This window comes from Pseudomonas paraeruginosa, assembly GCF_003025345.2.
GTDB lineage: Bacteria > Pseudomonadota > Gammaproteobacteria > Pseudomonadales > Pseudomonadaceae > Pseudomonas > Pseudomonas paraeruginosa.
The window spans coordinates 4,351,894-4,369,585 of sequence record NZ_CP020560.1 but is presented as its reverse complement, the minus strand read 5'-3'; the positions used below and the strand labels follow the sequence as shown (position 1 = coordinate 4,369,585).

General features: G+C 66.5%; 18 protein-coding genes and 3 tRNA genes. 20 read left to right on the top strand and 1 reads right to left on the bottom strand.

What is annotated here, in order from left to right:
- Nucleotides 1-2 precede the first annotated feature (2 nt).
- From astD to B7D75_RS20720, 11 genes are all read left to right on the top strand, one after another.
- A complete protein-coding gene (gene astD / locus B7D75_RS20770) occupies nt 3-1,469 on the top strand; it encodes a succinylglutamate-semialdehyde dehydrogenase (protein ID WP_107114378.1) in 1,467 nt (488 codons plus the stop codon).
- Complete coding sequence (gene astB / locus B7D75_RS20765; protein WP_012076937.1) at nt 1,466-2,812, top strand: N-succinylarginine dihydrolase; 1,347 nt, start codon at nt 1,466-1,468, stop codon at nt 2,810-2,812. The genes astD and astB overlap by 4 nt, the downstream gene beginning before the upstream one ends.
- Before the next feature lie 13 nt (nt 2,813-2,825).
- Nucleotides 2,826-3,116, top strand: a complete 291-nt coding sequence (locus tag B7D75_RS20760; RefSeq protein ID WP_003153520.1) for a hypothetical protein — start codon at nt 2,826-2,828, stop codon at nt 3,114-3,116.
- A gap of 13 nt (nt 3,117-3,129) precedes the next feature.
- Nucleotides 3,130-4,128 (top strand): succinylglutamate desuccinylase, encoded by a 999-nt coding sequence (gene astE / locus B7D75_RS20755; RefSeq protein WP_034080190.1) that lies wholly within the window; start codon nt 3,130-3,132, stop codon nt 4,126-4,128.
- 146 nt (nt 4,129-4,274) lie between these two features.
- Entirely contained in the window at nt 4,275-5,279 is a 1,005-nt protein-coding gene (gene ltaE / locus B7D75_RS20750) for a low-specificity L-threonine aldolase (RefSeq protein WP_107114377.1), read from the top strand.
- A gap of 121 nt (nt 5,280-5,400) precedes the next feature.
- Complete coding sequence (alaS, locus tag B7D75_RS20745; RefSeq protein WP_107114376.1) at nt 5,401-8,025, top strand: alanine--tRNA ligase; 2,625 nt, start codon at nt 5,401-5,403, stop codon at nt 8,023-8,025.
- Nucleotides 8,026-8,172: 147 nt separating this feature from the next.
- Nucleotides 8,173-9,411 carry an aspartate kinase gene (locus B7D75_RS20740; protein ID WP_003153523.1) on the top strand — a complete coding sequence of 413 codons (1,239 nt, stop codon included), beginning with the start codon at nt 8,173-8,175 and terminating at the stop codon, nt 9,409-9,411.
- A gap of 184 nt (nt 9,412-9,595) precedes the next feature.
- Nucleotides 9,596-9,781, top strand: a complete 186-nt coding sequence (gene csrA, locus B7D75_RS20735) for a carbon storage regulator CsrA (protein WP_003085981.1) — start codon at nt 9,596-9,598, stop codon at nt 9,779-9,781.
- A gap of 61 nt (nt 9,782-9,842) precedes the next feature.
- Nucleotides 9,843-9,933 (top strand) — tRNA-Ser (locus B7D75_RS20730).
- Nucleotides 9,934-10,049: 116 nt separating this feature from the next.
- Nucleotides 10,050-10,126, top strand: a tRNA-Arg gene (locus B7D75_RS20725).
- A 109-nt stretch (nt 10,127-10,235) separates the two neighbouring features.
- Nucleotides 10,236-10,312: transfer RNA gene (locus B7D75_RS20720), tRNA-Arg, on the top strand.
- Between the two features lie 97 nt (nt 10,313-10,409).
- Here B7D75_RS20720 and alpR read toward each other — a convergent pair.
- A complete protein-coding gene (gene alpR, locus B7D75_RS20715) occupies nt 10,410-11,126 on the bottom strand; it encodes a transcriptional regulator AlpR (RefSeq protein ID WP_053814405.1) in 717 nt (238 codons plus the stop codon).
- A gap of 171 nt (nt 11,127-11,297) precedes the next feature.
- Here alpR and B7D75_RS20710 point away from each other — a divergent pair, with 171 nt between their 5' ends.
- The 9 genes from B7D75_RS20710 to B7D75_RS20675 all read left to right on the top strand — a co-directional run bounded on the left by B7D75_RS20710 (nt 11,298) and on the right by B7D75_RS20675 (nt 17,687).
- Nucleotides 11,298-11,828: a hypothetical protein gene (locus B7D75_RS20710; RefSeq protein WP_034080184.1), complete on the top strand. Its 531-nt coding sequence runs from the start codon at nt 11,298-11,300 to the stop codon at nt 11,826-11,828.
- Between the two features lie 164 nt (nt 11,829-11,992).
- Nucleotides 11,993-12,367, top strand: a complete 375-nt coding sequence (locus B7D75_RS20705) for a phage holin family protein (protein WP_003153528.1) — start codon at nt 11,993-11,995, stop codon at nt 12,365-12,367.
- Entirely contained in the window at nt 12,360-12,635 is a 276-nt protein-coding gene (locus B7D75_RS20700) for a phage holin family protein (RefSeq protein WP_023443062.1), read from the top strand. The genes B7D75_RS20705 and B7D75_RS20700 overlap by 8 nt, the downstream gene beginning before the upstream one ends.
- 90 nt (nt 12,636-12,725) lie before the next feature.
- A complete protein-coding gene (locus B7D75_RS20695) occupies nt 12,726-13,259 on the top strand; it encodes a phage neck terminator protein (RefSeq protein ID WP_043102821.1) in 534 nt (177 codons plus the stop codon).
- A 1-nt stretch (nt 13,260) separates the two neighbouring features.
- Nucleotides 13,261-14,760 carry a DUF3383 domain-containing protein gene (locus tag B7D75_RS20690; protein ID WP_107114375.1) on the top strand — a complete coding sequence of 500 codons (1,500 nt, stop codon included), beginning with the start codon at nt 13,261-13,263 and terminating at the stop codon, nt 14,758-14,760.
- A 69-nt stretch (nt 14,761-14,829) separates the two neighbouring features.
- On the top strand, nt 14,830-15,261 hold the full coding sequence (locus B7D75_RS20685) for a phage structural protein (RefSeq protein ID WP_034080180.1): 432 nt from the start codon (nt 14,830-14,832) through the stop codon (nt 15,259-15,261).
- A 2-nt stretch (nt 15,262-15,263) separates the two neighbouring features.
- Entirely contained in the window at nt 15,264-15,662 is a 399-nt protein-coding gene (locus B7D75_RS20680) for a phage tail assembly chaperone (protein WP_043102825.1), read from the top strand.
- A gap of 26 nt (nt 15,663-15,688) precedes the next feature.
- Nucleotides 15,689-15,826 carry a hypothetical protein gene (locus B7D75_RS29610; RefSeq protein WP_162839998.1) on the top strand — a complete coding sequence of 46 codons (138 nt, stop codon included), beginning with the start codon at nt 15,689-15,691 and terminating at the stop codon, nt 15,824-15,826.
- Nucleotides 15,813-17,687 (top strand): hypothetical protein, encoded by a 1,875-nt coding sequence (locus B7D75_RS20675; protein ID WP_124083119.1) that lies wholly within the window; start codon nt 15,813-15,815, stop codon nt 17,685-17,687. Before B7D75_RS29610 ends, B7D75_RS20675 begins: the two co-directional genes overlap by 14 nt.
- Nucleotides 17,688-17,692: the final 5 nt, after the last annotated feature.

Below are 17,692 nucleotides of genomic sequence, written 5' to 3'. Positions count from 1 at the left end.
CGATGATGAGTACCCATTACATTGCCGGCCAGTGGCTGGCGGGCCAGGGCGAGACCCTGGAGTCCCTCGATCCGGTCGGCCAGGGCGTGGTCTGGTCCGGGCAAGGCGCCGACGCCGCCCAGGTCGACGCCGCCGTGCGCGCCGCCCGCGAAGCCTTCCCGGCCTGGGCGCGGCGCCCGCTGGAACAGCGCATCGAGCTGCTGGAGCGCTTCGCCGCCACTCTCAAGGCGCATGCCGACGAACTGGCGCGGGCGATAGGCGAGGAGACCGGCAAGCCGTTGTGGGAGTCGGCGACCGAAGTGACCAGCATGGTCAACAAGGTGGCGATCTCGCTGCAGGCGCTCCGCGAGCGCACCGGCGAGAAGTCCGGCCCGCTGGCCGACGGCACCGCCGTGCTGCGGCACAAGCCGCACGGGGTGGTCGCGGTGTTCGGTCCCTACAACTTCCCCGGCCACCTGCCCAACGGGCATATCGTCCCGGCGCTGCTGGCCGGCAACTGCGTGGTGTTCAAGCCCAGCGAGCTGACCCCGAAAGTCGCCGAGCTGACGCTCAAGGCCTGGATCGAGGCCGGCCTGCCGGCCGGCGTGCTCAACCTGGTCCAGGGTGGCCGCGAGACCGGCGTCGCGCTGGCCGCCCACAGCGGGCTCGACGGCCTGTTCTTCACCGGCTCCAGTCGCACCGGCAACCTGTTGCACAGCCAGTTCGCCGGCCAGCCGCAGAAGATCCTGGCGCTGGAGATGGGCGGCAACAACCCGCTGGTGGTGGAGGAGGTCGCCGACCTCGACGCCGCCGTCTACACCATCATCCAGTCCGCCTTCATTTCCGCCGGCCAGCGCTGTACCTGCGCCCGCCGCCTGCTGGTGCCGCAGGGCGCCTGGGGCGACGCGCTGCTGGCGCGCCTGGTGGCGGTCAGCGCGACCCTGCGGGTCGGCCGCTTCGACGAACAGCCGGCGCCGTTCATGGGCTCGGTGATTTCCCTCGCTGCCGCCGAGCACCTGCTCAAGGCCCAGGAGCAGCTGATCGGCAAGGGCGCGCTGCCGCTGCTGGCGATGACCCAGCCGATCGACGGCGCGGCCCTGCTGACGCCGGGCATCCTCGATGTCAGCGCGGTGGCCGAGCGTCCCGACGAGGAGTTCTTCGGCCCGCTGCTGCAGGTGATCCGCTACGTCGACTTCGCCGCGGCGATCCGCGAAGCCAACGCCACCCGGTACGGCCTCGCCGCCGGCCTGTTGTCGGATTCCCGCGAGCGCTTCGAGCAGTTCTTCGTCGAGAGCCGCGCCGGCATCGTCAACTGGAACAAGCAGCTCACCGGCGCCGCCAGCAGCGCGCCGTTCGGCGGTATCGGCGCGTCCGGCAACCACCGGCCGAGCGCCTACTATGCCGCCGACTACTGTGCCTATCCGGTCGCCTCGCTGGAAAGCCCCAGCGTGTCCCTTCCTGCCACCCTGACTCCCGGGATCAGCCTATGAATGCCCATGAAGTGAATTTCGACGGCCTGGTCGGCCCGACCCACAACTACGGCGGCCTGTCCTACGGCAATGTCGCTTCGCAAAGCAACAGCCAGGCGTTGTCCAACCCGAAGGAAGCGGCGAAGCAGGGCCTGGCGAAGATGAAGGCGTTGATGGAGCTGGGCTTCAAGCAGGGCGTGCTCGCCCCGCAAGCCCGCCCGGATACCGCCGCGCTGCGTAGCCTGGGCTTCTCCGGCAGCGACGAGGAGGTGATCCGCCGCGCGGCGAAGGAAGCGATGCCTCTCCTCGCCGCCTGCAGCTCGGCGTCGAGCATGTGGACCGCCAACGCCGCCACGGTCAGTCCGAGCGCCGACACCGCCGACGGTCGCGTGCATTTCACCGCGGCCAACCTGAACTGCAAGTTCCACCGATCCATCGAGCATCCCACCACCAGCCGCGTGCTGGCGGCGATGTTCAACGACGAACGGCATTTCGCCCATCACGCGGCGCTGCCGGCGGTGAGCCAGTTCGGCGACGAAGGCGCGGCCAACCACACGCGCTTCTGCAAGGACTATGGCGATGCCGGGGTGGAGTTCTTCGTCTTCGGCCGCAGCGCCTTCGACAGTCGCTTCCCGGCGCCGCAACGCTATCCGGCGCGCCAGACCCTGGAAGCCTGCCAGGCGGTCGCGCGCCTGCACGGGCTGAGCGAGGCAGGGGTGGTCTACGCTCAACAGAACCCGGCGGTGATCGACCAGGGCGTGTTCCACAACGACGTGATCTCGGTGGGCAACGGCGAGGTGCTGTTCCACCACGAGGATGCCTTCCTCGATACCGAGAAGGTCCTCGCCGAACTGCACGACAAGCTCGGCCGCCGGGGTGGCCGCTTCCGCGCCATCTGCGTGCCGCGCGAGCAGGTCGCGGTGGAGGATGCGGTGAAGTCCTACCTGTTCAACAGCCAACTGCTGTCGAAGGCCGATGGCTCGATGCTGCTGGTGGTACCGGAGGAGTGCCGGAACAACCCGCGGGTCTGGAACTACCTGGAGCGGCTCACCGGCGACGATGGCCCGATCCGCGAGGTGAAGGTCTTCGACCTCAAGCAGAGCATGCAGAACGGCGGCGGCCCGGCCTGCCTGCGCCTGCGCGTGGCGCTGAAGGAACAGGAGCTGGCGGCGGTGAACCCGGGGGTGATCATGACTGCCGGCCTGTACGATACCCTGGTGGCCTGGGTCGACAGGCACTATCGCGACCGCCTCGGCGAAGCCGACCTGGCCGATCCGCAATTGCTCCAGGAATGCCGGACGGCATTGGATGAACTGACGCAGATCCTTAAACTGGGTTCGGTCTATTCCTTCCAACTCGATTGAGAGCCTCATCATCATGTCCGATAGCCTGCAACTGATCCTCGAAGACACCGACGGCACCCAGCTGGAAACCTCCTGCACCCGCTTCGCCGTGGTCTGGCAGGGCAAGGAAGTGTGGATCCAGCAGGCCGGTAACGGCCAGTTGCTGATCGGCGTGGATGTCGAGGACGGCGACACCGAGTACACCAACCTGCTGCTGCGGCCGATGGCGACCAACCTGGTCAGCCTGCAACTGGAGATGGAGCCGATCGAAGAGGGCGACGACCACGAGCACGGCCCCGACTGCGGCTGCGACCACACCCACTGACTGAGGACATCCCATGCTCGCCCTCGGCAAACTGCTCGACTTGACCCTGGCCGGCCGCGAGCCGACCGAGAAGATCCAGCTCACCGCCGACGGCACGCGCCTGCACTGGCTGGCCGAGGGCGCGCTGGAGGTCACGCCGATCGGCGCCCGCGACAATGGCGTCGACCTGCTGCTCTCGGCCGGTATCCACGGCAACGAGACCGCGCCCATCGAACTGCTCGAACGGCTGATCCGCAAGCTCGCCAGCGGCGAGCTGAAGCCCGCCGCGCGGGTCCTGTTCCTGCTCGGCAACCCCGAGGCGATTCGCCGTGGCGAACGCTTCGTGGAGCAGGACATGAACCGTCTGTTCAACGGCCGCCACGAGGAAGGCAGCGGCAACGAGGCCTTCCGCGCCGCCGAGTTGGAACGCCTGGCCCAGGTGTTCTTCAGCCGGGGCGAGCGGGACCGCCTGCACTACGACCTGCACACCGCGATCCGTGGCTCGAGGATCGAGCAGTTCGCCCTCTATCCCTGGGCCGAGGGCCGCGAGCACTCCCGCGCCGAACTGGCCCGCCTGCGCGACGCCGGCATCGAGGCGGTGCTGCTGCAGAACAAACCGGGAATCACCTTCAGCGCCTATACCTACGGCCAGCTCGGCGCCGAGGCCTTCACCCTGGAGCTGGGCAAGGCGCGACCATTCGGGCAGAACCAGCAGGTCAATCTGGAGCGCCTGGAACGGCGCCTGGAGATGCTCATCGACGGCAGCGAGGAGCGCCCGGACGGCGCCCACCTCGACGGCCTCAAGCTGTTCAGTGTGTCCCGCGAGGTGATCAAGCACAGCGACCACTTCCGCCTGCACCTCGACGACGACGTGGCCAACTTCACCGAACTCTCGCCGGGCTACCTGCTGGCCGAGGATATCGGCGGCACGCGCTGGGTGGTGGACGAGGTCGGCGCGCGCATCATCTTTCCCAATCCACGAGTGAAGAACGGCCTGCGCGCCGGAATCCTGGTGGTTCCGGCCAAGCTCTGAGAGGTATCGGCCTTTTCCCCCACGATCATGACGGAGCGCTGCGGCGCTCCGTTTTCTTTGCGACCGGGAAGATTTCCCGTCTTCCCTTGTGGCTGCCGGTGGGGCGCCGTAGGATCGGGCTTTTCCGCCGAACCGAGGAGCCCTCCGTGCCTGTCATCGACCTGCGCAGCGACACCGTCACCCAGCCCACCGCCGGCATGCGCGAAGCCATGGCCGCGGCCGAACTGGGCGACGACGTCTATGGCGAGGATCCCACGGTCAACCGCCTGGAGGCAGAGCTGGCGGCGCGCCTGGGCTTCGCCGCGGCGCTCTTCGTACCGACCGGGACCATGAGCAACCTGCTCGGACTGATGGCCCACTGCGAGCGCGGCGACGAATACATCGTCGGCCAGCAGGCGCATACCTACAAATACGAGGGCGGTGGTGCCGCGGTGCTGGGCTCGATCCAGCCGCAACCGATCGACGGCGAGGCCGACGGTTCGCTCGACCTGGACAAGGTCGCGGCGGCGATCAAGGCCGACGACTTCCATTTCGCCAGGACCCGCCTGCTGGCCCTGGAAAACACCATGCAGGGCAAGGTGCTGCCGCTCGACTACCTGGCCGCCGCCCGTGCCTTCACTCGCGCGCGTGGCCTGGCCCTGCACCTGGATGGCGCGCGCCTGTACAACGCGGCGGTGAAGCTGGGCGTCGACGCCGGCGAGATCACCCGGCACTTCGACTCAGTGTCGGTGTGCCTGTCCAAGGGCCTCGGTGCGCCGGTGGGCTCGGTGCTTTGCGGCAGCGTCGAACTGATCGGCAAGGCCCGCCGCTGGCGCAAGATGGTCGGCGGCGGGATGCGCCAGGCCGGCCTGCTGGCGGCGGCCGGGCTGTACGCCCTGGACCATCAGGTGGCGCGCCTGGCCGAGGACCATGCCAACGCCGCCTGCCTGGGCGACGGGCTGCGCGAGCTGGGCTATGCGGTAGAGCCGGTGCAGACCAACATGGTCTACCTCGACATCGGTGAGCAGGCCGTCGCGCTGCGCGATTTCCTCGCTGAGCGCGAGGTGCGGATCAGCGCGGCGGCGCGTTTGCGCCTGGTCACCCATCTGGACGTTTCCGCCGAGTCCATAGGACAAGTACTGGATGCCTTCGCGGCCTTTCGTCGCTCATAAGCGAAAAGGTCGCCAATAGGCAATAACTATCGCGCAAAGACACTACAACCTTGCCAAAGGGCCGATATAATGCGGCCCTTTGCCGGCGATTCGTGGCCGCCAATTTTCCGTGGAAGAACCTATGAAAAGCGCTGAAATCCGTGAAGCCTTCCTCCGCTTCTTCGAAGAGAAGGGGCACACCCGTGTCGCCTCCAGTTCGCTGATCCCGGCGAACGACCCGACCCTGCTGTTCACCAACGCGGGGATGAACCAGTTCAAGGACTGCTTCCTCGGCCTGGAGAAGCGCGCCTACACCCGTGCCACCACCAGCCAGAAATGCGTGCGCGCCGGCGGCAAGCACAACGACCTGGAGAACGTCGGCTACACGGCTCGCCACCACACCTTCTTCGAGATGCTGGGCAACTTCAGCTTCGGCGACTATTTCAAGCGCGACGCCATCCACTACGCCTGGGAGTTCCTCACCGGCGAGAAATGGCTGAACCTGCCCAAGGAAAAGCTCTGGGTCACCGTCTACGCCACCGATGACGAGGCCTACGACATCTGGACCAAGGAAGTCGGCGTGCCCGCCGAGCGCATGGTGCGGATCGGCGACAACAAGGGCGCGCCGTACGCCTCCGACAACTTCTGGGCGATGGGCGATACCGGGCCCTGCGGTCCCTGCACCGAGATCTTCTTCGACCATGGACCGGAGATCTGGGGCGGCCCGCCCGGTTCGCCGGAAGAAGACGGCGACCGCTACATCGAGATCTGGAACAACGTGTTCATGCAGTTCAATCGCACCGCGGACGGCGTCATGCACCCGCTGCCGGCGCCGAGCGTGGACACCGGCATGGGCCTGGAGCGGGTCAGCGCGGTGCTCCAGCACGTGCACTCGAACTATGAGATCGACCTGTTCCAGAACCTGCTGAAAGCCTCCGCCGAGGCCATCGGCTGCGCCAACGACGACGCGCCGTCGCTGAAGGTGGTGGCCGACCACATCCGTTCCTGCAGCTTCCTGATCGCCGACGGCGTGCTGCCGTCCAACGAAGGCCGCGGCTACGTGCTGCGGCGGATCATTCGTCGCGCCTGCCGCCACGGCAACAAGCTGGGCGCCAGGGGCAGCTTCTTCCACAGGATCGTCGCGGCGCTGGTCGCCGAGATGGGCGAGGCCTTCCCCGAGCTGAAACAGCAGCAGGCGCACATCGAGCGCGTGCTGAAGACCGAGGAAGAGCAGTTCGCCAAGACCCTTGAACAGGGCCTGAAGATCCTCGAACAGGACCTGGCCGAACTGCAGGGCAGCGTGATTCCCGGCAACGTGGTATTCAAGCTGTACGACACCTATGGCTTCCCGGTCGACCTGACCAATGACATCGCCCGCGAGCGCGAGCTGACCATCGACGAGGACGGCTTCGAGCGCGAGATGGAGGCCCAGCGCGAGCGCGCCCGCGCCTCCAGCGCCTTCGGCATGGACTACAACAGCCTGGTCAAGGTCGATGGCGAGACCCGCTTCCTCGGCTACCAGGGCATCTCCGGCGCCGGGCAGATCGTCGCGCTGTTCAGGGACGGTCAGGCCGTCGAGCGCCTGGAGGAAGGCGAGGAGGGCGTCGTGGTCCTCGACCAGACGCCGTTCTACGCCGAGTCCGGCGGCCAGGTCGGCGACAGCGGCTACCTCGAGGCGGCCGGTGTGCGCTTCGACGTGCGTGACACCACCAAGGCTGGCGGCGCACACCTGCACCACGGCGTGGTCGCCGAGGGCGGCCTGAGCGTCGGCGCCGCGGTCAAGGCCGAGGTCGACGCCTCGGTACGCCAGGCCACCGCGCTCAACCACTCCGCCACCCACCTGCTGCACGCCGCGTTGCGCCAGGTGCTGGGCGACCACGTACAACAGAAGGGCTCGCTGGTGGACAGCCAGCGCCTGCGTTTCGACTTCAGCCACTTCGAGGCGATCAAGCCGGAGCAGCTGAAGGCCCTGGAAGATATCGTCAACGCCGAGATTCGCCGCAACACAGAGGTGGAGACCGAGGAAACCGACATCGACACCGCCAAGGCCAAAGGCGCCATGGCGCTGTTCGGCGAGAAGTACGGCGACCAGGTGCGCGTGCTGAGCATGGGCGGGGACTTTTCCGTCGAGCTGTGCGGCGGTACCCACGTGTCGCGCACCGGCGACATCGGCCTGTTCAAGATCACCAGCGAAGGCGGCGTGGCCGCCGGCGTTCGTCGTATCGAAGCGGTCACCGGCGCGGCGGCGCTGGCATACCTGAACGGTGCCGAGGAACAGCTCAAGGAAGCGGCCGGCCTGGTCAAGGGCAGCCGCGACAACCTGCTGGACAAGCTCGGCGCCCTGCTGGAGCGCAACCGCTCGCTGGAGAAGGAACTGGAGCAGCTCAAGGCCAAGGCTGCCAGCGCGGCCGGCGACGATCTTTCGGCTGCGGCGGTGGATATCAAGGACGCGAAGGTACTCGCCGCGCGCCTCGATGGTCTGGACGGCAAGGCGCTGCTGGCGCTGGTCGACCAGTTGAAGAACAAGCTCGGCCGCGCAGTGATCCTGCTCGGCGGCGAGCTGGACGGGAAGGTCGTGCTGGTCGCAGGTGTGACCCAGGACCTGACCGGCCAACTGAAGGCCGGCGAGCTTATGAAGCAAGCCGCGGCGGCGGTTGGTGGCAAAGGTGGCGGACGCCCGGATATGGCCCAGGGCGGTGGCACCGATGCAGCGAAATTGGACGAAGCCCTGGCCCTGGCCCAGCGCTTCGTCGAGCAAGGGCTCTGACGCCGCGCCCGCCCCTCGTCGGAGCGACGCGGGGCAGGGTGGCCAGCGCTCCCTGATGCCCGGCCGGCGGTGCGCCCCGCCAGTCCGGGTAGCGAAAGAATGTGGCAGGTTCAAAAGGGCGCCCTTCACGGAATCAGGCGGTTTGAAATGGCTTTGATCGTACAGAAGTTTGGAGGGACCTCCGTCGGCACCGTCGAGCGTATCGAGCAGGTGGCCGAGAAGGTGAAGAAATTCCGCGAAGCGGGAGACGACGTCGTCGTGGTGGTTTCCGCCATGAGCGGCGAGACCAACCGTCTGATCGGCCTGGCCAACCAGATCATGGAGCAGCCGGTTCCGCGCGAACTGGACGTCATGGTCTCGACCGGCGAGCAGGTGACCATCGCCCTGCTCAGCATGGCCCTGATCAAGCGCGGCGTGCCGGCGGTTTCCTACACCGGCAACCAGGTTCGTATCCTCACCGACAGCGCGCATACCAAGGCGCGCATCCTGCATATCGACGACAGCAGCATCCGGGCCGACCTCAAGGCCGGCAAGGTGGTGGTGGTCGCCGGTTTCCAGGGCGTCGACGGCAACGGCAACATCACCACCCTGGGCCGCGGCGGTTCCGATACCACCGGAGTGGCCCTGGCGGCGGCGCTGAAGGCCGACGAGTGCCAGATCTACACCGACGTCGACGGTGTCTACACCACCGATCCGCGCGTGGTGCCGCAGGCCCGCCGGCTGGACAAGATCACCTTCGAGGAAATGCTGGAAATGGCCAGCCTCGGTTCCAAGGTGCTGCAGATCCGCGCGGTCGAGTTCGCCGGCAAGTACAACGTTCCGCTGCGCGTGCTGCACAGCTTCCAGGAGGGTCCGGGCACCCTCATTACTATCGATGATGAAGAGGAATCCATGGAACAGCCGATCATCTCCGGCATCGCCTTCAATCGCGACGAAGCCAAGCTGACCATCCGTGGCGTACCCGATACCCCCGGCGTGGCCTTCAAGATCCTCGGACCGATCAGCGCCGCCAATGTCGAGGTCGACATGATCGTGCAGAACGTGGCGCACGATAACACCACCGACTTCACCTTCACGGTGCATCGCAACGACTACCTGAACGCGCTGGAAATCCTCAAGCAGACCGCCGCCAACATCGGCGCGCGCGAAGCCATCGGTGACACCAATATCGCCAAGGTCTCCATCGTCGGCGTCGGCATGCGTTCGCACGCCGGGGTGGCCAGCCGCATGTTCGAGGCGCTGGCCAAGGAAAGCATCAACATCCAGATGATCTCCACCTCGGAAATCAAGGTTTCCGTGGTGATCGAGGAGAAGTATCTGGAGCTGGCGGTACGTGCCCTGCACACGGCGTTCGAACTCGACGCGCCGGCGCGACAGGGCGAGTGACGCGGGCAGGCGAAAGGCGCGGCGATCCCGCGCCTTTTGTCGTTTTTGACCGTTCGGCAGGAACTTTCATTCCGGCGGGACTGGTCAATACTGGGTGAAGGATCGCGCTCTTGATTTCTGCGGATCCGCCGCCATTTCTTTTTTGCAGACTGTTGTCCTGAAATATTCGCGTGAGGAGAAAGGAATGCTGATTCTGACTCGTCGGGTCGGAGAGACCCTGATGGTGGGTGACGACGTCACCGTGACGGTACTGGGTGTCAAAGGGAACCAGGTGCGCATTGGCGTCAACGCGCCGAAGGAAGTCGCCGTGCACCGGGAGGAAATCTACCAGCGCATCCAGAAAGAGAAAGATCAAGAGCCAAACCATTAATTTTTCTCTAATTTTCCCTTTGCAAACGGGGTAAAGATGGGTATCATGCGCCCCGTGTTGCGGAGAGGTGGCCGAGTGGCCGAAGGCGCTCCCCTGCTAAGGGAGTACACCTCAAAAGGGTGTCGGGGGTTCGAATCCCCCCCTCTCCGCCATTCAAGTGTTAGAGATTGATTCAGGCGGCGTAAGCCACGCAGTAACTAAGTTGCTGATTTGGTTGAAAAAATCGCTTGACGGATAAAATCCACAATCTATAATGCGCCCCCACGACGCACTCATAGCTCAGCTGGATAGAGTACTCGGCTACGAACCGAGCGGTCGGAGGTTCGAATCCTCCTGAGTGCGCCAAATTTCGAAGAAGTCCTCTCACAGGATTTCCGAGATGAAGGATCGACAGTTTCGGTCTTTCGCGGTAAAAGAAGCGTTACCGGCGGGTGGCCGGCAAAAGCACCGAAACGCACTCATAGCTCAGCTGGATAGAGTACTCGGCTACGAACCGAGCGGTCGGAGGTTCGAATCCTCCTGAGTGCGCCATACCGAAAGGGCCTGCAGAAATGCAGGCCCTTTTTCTTTGTCCGGGATTTCCTTCCGCCGTGGGAGGGCCCCGCCGCCAGGCGGGGCGGAGAGACGCTCAGACCAGTACCGAGTACCAGAACACCCGGCCGATCACGTTGATGTGCTCGGCGGCTTCCTGGGGCTCGTAGCGCTCGTCCGGATGCTCGTCACTGTTGAAGCTGCGAATGCGCAGGCCGCCGCCTGGAAGGCGGTAAAGCAGTTTCACGCGCAGTTGGCCGTCGTGGTCGAAGGCGTACATGTCGCCGTCCCTGATCGTTCTCGCGCTGGTGTCGACGCCCACCGTGCTGCCGTCCGGCAGGACCGGTTCCATGCTGTTGCCACTGACGGTGACGCAGGCGGCGCTGGCCGGATCGATGTTCTTCTTGCGCAGGGTGTATTTGCCGAAGCGCAGCTTGCGCCCGCCGGTCTGCAGGATGACCGTGCTGCCCTTGCCGCCGGACAGCTCGATCTCCTTGTAGAAGGGCAGTTCGATCTCGTCGGCATCCAGCGGTGTCTCGTCGTCCCAGGATTCCACCGCGCCGAGCCAACTGGCGTTGGGCCCGGCAGCCGGCTGCGCGCCGCGGCCGTCGAGCATCTCGCCCCGTCCTTCCGCCAGCCATAGCGGGCTGACCCCGCAGGCGCCAGCGATCTGTGCGGCGAAGCTGGTGGCCCGGGACTTGCCGCGCTCCAGGTCGGAGATTGAGGTCTGGGTCATGCCTACCGCCTGGGCAAGCTGGACCTGGCTGAGATTGGCATGCTTGCGCGCTGCCTTGATGCGATCTTTGAGTTCCATGGGGCAAGACTAAAGGTGTGCCTGTGGCATTGCAAGTATCTGTATATAGGTATTACCATATTTTCAGCGCTTTCCCGTTCCCATCGAGCAGGACGGCAGCCCAAGAAAGGCCACTGCGGGTGGCGATTGCGAACGGCCAGCCAGATGGGCCGGCCAAGGAGGGAATACCCTATGTTTCAAAGTACCGAACAGGCGCTGGCGGTGGCTTACTGGATGTTCGAGCAGCAACCCGGGCCGAGGTCCTCGACGGCGATGGTCATCGACAGCCTGCGTGAACGTTTCGACCGCCGTTTCATCGAGCGCCTGCCCAGCGGCCTGAGCCCGCACGAATGGCAGGCCCAGGCGGTGATGACCGTACGCTTCGCCCAGCGCCAGCTGGCCGCGCATCCGCTGGAACTGGCGGTGGTGCGTGCCGAGTTCGCTCGCGGTCGGGATTTCGTCCTCGGCCTGGCGGCCTTGCGTGACTGGTTGAAGCCCGCTGCCGGCCCCATCGAGCAGCGCGCGGCCCTGGCCTTGCTGATGCGCATGTTCCGCCGCCCGCCGTCGAGCATCCGCGAGATCGAACGTCTCAGCGGCCTGTCGAAAAGCACTCTGCACCGCTGGGACAAGGAATGGCGCGAGCGCGTCGCCGCGCTGCTGCGCCAGGCGCTGTTGCGCCTCGAGGAGCCGATGGCGCAGGTGGGGATCGTCTGCGAGCATTAAAAAATTTCTGCTGAAAAACAGGTTTTCCCATATTGACGACATGGGACGATAAAGGTATAAATTCTCCACGATTGAAATTCCTCTGACCGAAGCCCGCCAGTGCGGGCTTCGGTCGTTCCGGGCCCGCCCTTTTCGGCGGGCCTTTTCATTTCCGGGAGTCATCCATGTCCGAGCCAAGCTCCGCGGCCTCCGCCGCCAGCGCAATGGCTGGCGTCGGCCTGGCCATGTACCTGCCGGGTATCGATGGCAACGCCCTGCTGGGAGGTTTCGGCGGCGCCATCTTCTTTGTCGTGTTCGCCCGCGACTACAACACCCTGACCCGCCTGGGCTACCTGCTGGTGTCCTGGGTCGGTGGCTACTACGCCGGGGTCGAGGCGCTCGGTCGCGGTCTGACCCAGACCAGCGGTATGGCCGCCTTCGTCGCCGCGACCCTGTGCGTGACCGGCGGCATCGGCATGCTCGAGTGGATGCGCGGCGGCGAGCTTCCCAGCTGGATGCGCGCACTGCTGCGCCGGCGTAGGGGGAAGTCAGATGGTTGATCCATTGTCCACCCTGACCGTGCTGGTCTGCTCGGCGATCTGCATGCGCCTGGTTACCTACCGCCGTGCCGGCGCCCGCTTCCGCCCCGGCGTTTCCCTGTGCGCCTACCTCCTGGCGCTGTGCACCGGGTGCCAGGCGCTGGGCATCCTCGCCGGGCTATACCGCGCCGAGCACCTGTCGCCCTGGATGCTCGGGGTACTGCTGGTGCTGCTGATCCTTCTGCTGCAGGCGCGCGGCAACCTGGCGCGGGTCCTGCGCCTGTACTGAACCAGCGTGTCTACCTGCGGACCGGCCCGGCGCTTGCGAGCGCCGCGCATGCGCCTGTCCGCTGTCCATCCATTTAAAAAGGAGTTCGCCATGTCCAGCGCACCCGCGCGCCTGGATCACGCCGTCCTGCGTGAAACCCTGCGGCAGTTGCTCGACCTGCCCGCCGGCGGCGTCGTCGACGCCGACCAACCGCTGGCGCCGCCGGCCGTCCCCTATGCGGCCCTGCGCCTGGAGACCTCGAGCCTGCTCGGCAACGTACGCCGGGAGTTTTTCGCCGACGACGAGCAGGAGTCCCTGCTGGCCAGTTGCGAAAGCGTCTTTCGCCTGACCTGGCATGGCCCCGCGGCGCACCAGCGTCTGCAGGACGCCCGTTGCCTGCTGCAGTCGAGTGCCGCCATCGACGCCCTGCGGGCATTGAAGGCCAGCCTGCTGCGCCTGACGCCGTTGGAGAACCTGTCCGTCGTCAAGGACGGGCAGGCACTGGAGCAGGCCCGTTTCGACCTGGTCATCGGCCACGAGCACGTGCTGGTCGTCGATCTCAAGCGCATCGCCCAGGCGACGCTGCAGGCCCTCGGCAGTTCGGGCCTGTCCGCCGCCGTTACCGTTCAACCCTCGGAGACCTGATATGTCGCTCCCCATTTCCCAGATCGTCAACGTCCAACTGAATGTCACCCCGACGTCTTCGCCACGCCGAGACTTCGGCCTGTTCGCCCTGTTCACTCCGGAAGCCGGCACCGTGTTCGCCGATGCCTCCACCCTGTACATCAGTTGCGCCAGCCAGGCGGACGTCGAAGCGGCGTTCGGCAGCCACTCGGAAACCGCCGCCGCGAGCCGACCGTTCTTCGCCCAGTCGCCGCGTCCACGGCAGATGATCGTGGCGCGCTGGCTGAAGAGCGCGCGCTCGCTGCCGGCGCTCAAGGCGGCGCTGGCTGGCGCCCCGCTCGGCGCCAGCCTGGCGCAGCTCAAGGGCATCGCCGACGGTCAGCTGTCGCTCAGCGTCGACGGTGCGCGAGTGGATGTCTCCGGCCTGGACTTCAGCGAAGCCGCCGACTTCCCGGCGGTGGCCGCGACCCTCAAGGCCAAGCTGGCCGCCCAGGCGCTGGATTGCCGCTACGACGAAGTCGCCGGTCGCTTCATCCTCGAAGCCAGCGCCGCTGGCAGCGGCAAGTCCATCGGCTACGTCGAGAACCGCATGCTGCCGGGAACCTATCTGGGCGCGCTGCTGCGCCTGGAAGAGGGCATGGCGCAGAAGATCGCCGGCCGCGACGCTCTGGACCTGCCGGCCCAGAGCCTGGGCGAGGCATTCGCCGCGCTGAGCGACGTCAATCCCGGTTGGTACGCCGCCAGCGTCGCCGCCGCCCTGAGCGACGCGCAGATCCTCGAGGCTTCCGCCTGGGTGCTGGCCGCGGACAAGAAGATCTTCGCCGTCACCACCCGCAACGCCGCGCATCTGGAGCCGGTCTCCGGCAACCCTTTCCAGCAGCTGCGTGACCGGCAGAGCTACCGTACCGTGGCGGTCTACGACAAGAACGACGCCTATGCGGCGAACAGCTGGCTGGCGCGGGCGCTGGCGGTGAATTTCGCGGCGAACAACTCGACGCTGACGATGAAGTTCAAGCAACTGCCGGGTATCAGCGCGGATAGCCTGACCCTGAGCGAGGCCGACAAGTGTCGCAAGCTGGGCATCAATTTCTACACCTACTTCGACGACTCGGCGATGGTCGCCGAAGGCACCGTGGTCGGCGGGCGTTTCTTCGATGAAGTGCACATCCTCGACTGGTATGTCGACGCGGTGCAGAAGGAAGTCTTCGCCACCCTCTATGGTTCGGCCAGCAAGATTCCGCTGACCGACGCCGGGGTTGCTCGCCTGCTCGCGGCGGTGCGCAAGGTCTGCCGCGAGGGCGTGAACAACGGTGCCTTTGCGCCCGGTGTCTGGAGCGGCGACGGTTTCGGCAACCTGGCCAGCGGCGAGCGCCTGGACGAAGGCTTCTACGTATGGGCGGACAGCGTCGACAACCTGTCCACCTCCGACCGTGAGCTGCGCAAGGCGCCACCGATCCAGGTGGCGCTGAAGATGGCCGGTGCCGTGCACTCGGTCGACGTGCTGGTGAACTTCACCCGCTGACCCCCTGGCCCACCCTTTGGCCCCGCCCGCATCCGGCGCGCGGGGCTCGTTTTTTCGACGGAGAACCTCATGGCTATTTACGACCACAACCAATTGTCCGTGCTGCTCAATGGCTACGAAATCAAGGACTGGGCCGACGGTGCCGACACGGTCAAGTTCGCCTTCGCCAAGGATGCCGGCGAGATGCTGATCGGTGCCGACGGCGGCGGCGTGTTCGTCGCCAGCACCGATCGCTCGGGCAAGCTGACCCTGAAGATCAGGCAGCATTCCGAGGACAACAGGTACCTCAACCGCCTGCGCGCCCTGCAGGACGGCAATATCAAGGCCTTCGTGCCGCTGACCCTGGAGATCCGCGACCTGCTCAACGAAGACCTGGTCAGCGCGACCAGGGGCTACTTCACCACGCGTCCGGAATACACCCGTGGTGCCGGCCATAATGCCACCACCTGGACCATCGTCTTCGAGCGCGCCAGCGTGAACCTGGAAAAAGGAGTGGCCTGAGCATGAACCAGGAGCATCGCCTCACCCTCGACCAGGTCACCTACCTGATGCGTCCGGCCAATGCGCTGCCGGCCTGGAACGCCCTGAAGAAGGCCGCGCGCCTGTTGCAGGGCCTGGAGCTGGGCGAGGGCAGCGAGTCCGCGGCGCTCGGCGCGATCCTCGGCAACCTCGGCGACCCGGTGGTGGCCGAGGTGGAGCAACTGGTCCTGCAGCACATCAACGTGCAGCCGCAGGAAGGCCAGGCGTTCCGCCTGGTGGATCGCCTGGACACGCACTTCAACCAGCATCGCGCCCACCTGCTACCGCTGCTCATCGAGGGCGTGAAGTACCAGTTCGCGGATTTTTTCGGCGCCGCCATGCCGGCGCTGGCGAGGGTCCTGCCGGTCCAGGCGCAGGCCTGACCGACTGGTTCGTCTTCGCTCCCGTCATGCGCCGGCTCTGCACGCTGCACGAGCTGCGCGCGCTCTACACCCTGGCCGACCTGTGCGACTTCCACGATGCCCTCGGCGAGTGGGATGAAGCCCAGCGGCTGGCCTACGAGAGATCGCATCATGGAGTCGACTAATCAATCGGCCGCCGGACCGGCCAAGGGCTTGCAGGACTACCTCGGGGAATTCCGCGAGGCGCTGAGCCAGGTCCAGTCGGTCGCCAGGATCGTGCAGGGGACGGCAGCCGCTCTGCTGGGCGGCCTGACCGGCTACCTCGACGATTCGCTCAAGGGCCTGGAGGCGCTCGACCAGGGCGAGGACGCGCTGGGGCCTATCGGACCCGAGGCCATTCGCTCAGTGCAAGACTATCGCCAGGCGGTGACGGAGGTCGATGCGCTGGTGGCTGCGCTGAACCTCCGCGTCGCCTTGGGACTGGCACCGACCCTCGGCAACCTCGCGCAGCGTTTCGAGCGCTTCGTGCAGGGCAACCGCGAGGCGCTGCTCGAGGGGCTGGGGAAGGCGCTGGAGGTGATCGCCCAGGTCATCGACGCGCTGGGCAACTTCGTCTGGGCGCTGGATGAGCTTGTCGGCGCGACACTCGGCTGGCGCACCACCCTGACCCTGCTCGGCGGCACCTTGCTGTGGCTGGGACGCACCTCGCTGCTGGTCTTCGCCAGCAACCCCTTGACCCTGCTGATCGCCGCCCTGGCGGCGCTGATCCTGCTGGTGGACGACTTCGTCACCTACCTGCGCGGTGGCGACTCGCTGTTCAGCGGCTTCTGGGGAGGGCTGCGCGACGCGGTGGCCGACGTCAGCGCCTTCATCGAGGAAAACCTGCAGGGCGTGCTGGCGGTGGCGTCCTTCGTCGGCACCGCCCTGCTCACGGCGGTTCCGCTCTCCAGCTGGGGAGCGGGGCTGGCCAGGCTGTTCCTCGCCGCCAACCTGGCCATCGGTGGGCTGCTGGGTGGCATCGGAGGTTTCGGCGCGGCGTTGCGCGGCGTCGCGACGACCGTCGGCCTGGTCGGCAACGCCTTGCGCATCGCCTTCCTGGCCAATCCGGTAGGGCTGCTGATCGCCGCCGTGGTCGCCCTGGCAGTGCTGGTTGCGTTGAACTTCGAGCGGATCAAGACCGTCGCCGCTGCCGCCTGGGACTTCGTCGTGGCCAGGGCGGTCGCGGTGTTCGCTTCCCTGCAGGAGGTCTTCGCGCCGCTGCTGCGGTGGTACGGCAACCTGTTCGGCCTGGTCGGCGACCTGCTCAGCGGCAATTTCAGTGCCGCGCTGGAGCGGGTCCGGGCGTTGTGGGAGCAACTGACGGGCTTCTTCCGGAGCGGTATCGAGGCGATCGGCGGGCTGTTCGGCGGGCTGCGCGACTATCTGTGGTTCGATCTGCCCGACCTCGATCCGCGCCCCTGGCTGCTGGCGCTGGGAGAGGCCGCCGCGGCCATGGCCGCGCTGCTCCAGGCGGCCCTGGACGCGGCCTGGGACGCGCTACTGGCCAAGGCCGGCGAGGTGCTGGAGGGGCTGCGCGCAGCGTTCGGTTCGTTGGGCGACTGGCTCTCCGGGCTGTTCGGCCGCATCGGCGAGACGATAGTGCGGGCGCTTGGTGGCGTCTTCGGCACGTTGCTCAAGCTCTGGGGCGATAGCCTGGCGAGCGCCTCCGGCCTGCTCGGCAAGGCCCTGGAGGCACTTGGCGAGTTGTTCCCGGCGAGCGGGGAGGGTGTGCCGCAGAAGGTTCCCGCCACCCTGCGGGCGGCCGCCACGCAGGCGCTCGGCCAGGTCGACGCGGCGCAGGCCGGCGCCAGTCCCTACATCAGCCCGCCGTCGGCCTGGACGCCCGGCATCGTGACGGGCAGCGGCGACAGCCCGGTGAACAACCAGAACGTGCGGATCGACATCGTCACCAGCGACCCGGTGCAGGCCGGACAGACCGCCGCCGCGGAAATCCAGCGCCTCAACCAGCGCGCCACCCGCAATTACGCCAACCGTTTCAAACAGTGAGGTGA

Bases quoted from the DNA above. Each gene is read 5' to 3' on its own strand.
- B7D75_RS20760 (WP_003153520.1), top strand. From the start codon at position 2,826: ATGTCCGATAGCCTGCAACTGATCCTCGAAGACACCGACGGCACCCAG.
- B7D75_RS20685 (WP_034080180.1), top strand. From the start codon at position 14,830: ATGGCTATTTACGACCACAACCAATTGTCCGTGCTGCTCAATGGCTAC.
- csrA (WP_003085981.1), top strand. From the start codon at position 9,596: ATGCTGATTCTGACTCGTCGGGTCGGAGAGACCCTGATGGTGGGTGAC.
- astB (WP_012076937.1), top strand. From the start codon at position 1,466: ATGAATGCCCATGAAGTGAATTTCGACGGCCTGGTCGGCCCGACCCAC.
- B7D75_RS20700 (WP_023443062.1), top strand. From the start codon at position 12,360: ATGGTTGATCCATTGTCCACCCTGACCGTGCTGGTCTGCTCGGCGATC.
- B7D75_RS20690 (WP_107114375.1), top strand. From the start codon at position 13,261: ATGTCGCTCCCCATTTCCCAGATCGTCAACGTCCAACTGAATGTCACC.
- B7D75_RS20680 (WP_043102825.1), top strand. From the start codon at position 15,264: ATGAACCAGGAGCATCGCCTCACCCTCGACCAGGTCACCTACCTGATG.
- B7D75_RS20710 (WP_034080184.1), top strand. From the start codon at position 11,298: ATGTTTCAAAGTACCGAACAGGCGCTGGCGGTGGCTTACTGGATGTTC.
- alaS (WP_107114376.1), top strand. From the start codon at position 5,401: ATGAAAAGCGCTGAAATCCGTGAAGCCTTCCTCCGCTTCTTCGAAGAG.
- B7D75_RS20675 (WP_124083119.1), top strand. From the start codon at position 15,813: ATGGAGTCGACTAATCAATCGGCCGCCGGACCGGCCAAGGGCTTGCAG.
- astE (WP_034080190.1), top strand. From the start codon at position 3,130: ATGCTCGCCCTCGGCAAACTGCTCGACTTGACCCTGGCCGGCCGCGAG.
- alpR (WP_053814405.1), bottom strand. From the start codon at position 11,126: ATGGAACTCAAAGATCGCATCAAGGCAGCGCGCAAGCATGCCAATCTC.
- B7D75_RS20705 (WP_003153528.1), top strand. From the start codon at position 11,993: ATGTCCGAGCCAAGCTCCGCGGCCTCCGCCGCCAGCGCAATGGCTGGC.
- astD (WP_107114378.1), top strand. From the start codon at position 3: ATGATGAGTACCCATTACATTGCCGGCCAGTGGCTGGCGGGCCAGGGC.
- B7D75_RS20740 (WP_003153523.1), top strand. From the start codon at position 8,173: ATGGCTTTGATCGTACAGAAGTTTGGAGGGACCTCCGTCGGCACCGTC.
- B7D75_RS20695 (WP_043102821.1), top strand. From the start codon at position 12,726: ATGTCCAGCGCACCCGCGCGCCTGGATCACGCCGTCCTGCGTGAAACC.
- B7D75_RS29610 (WP_162839998.1), top strand. From the start codon at position 15,689: ATGCGCCGGCTCTGCACGCTGCACGAGCTGCGCGCGCTCTACACCCTG.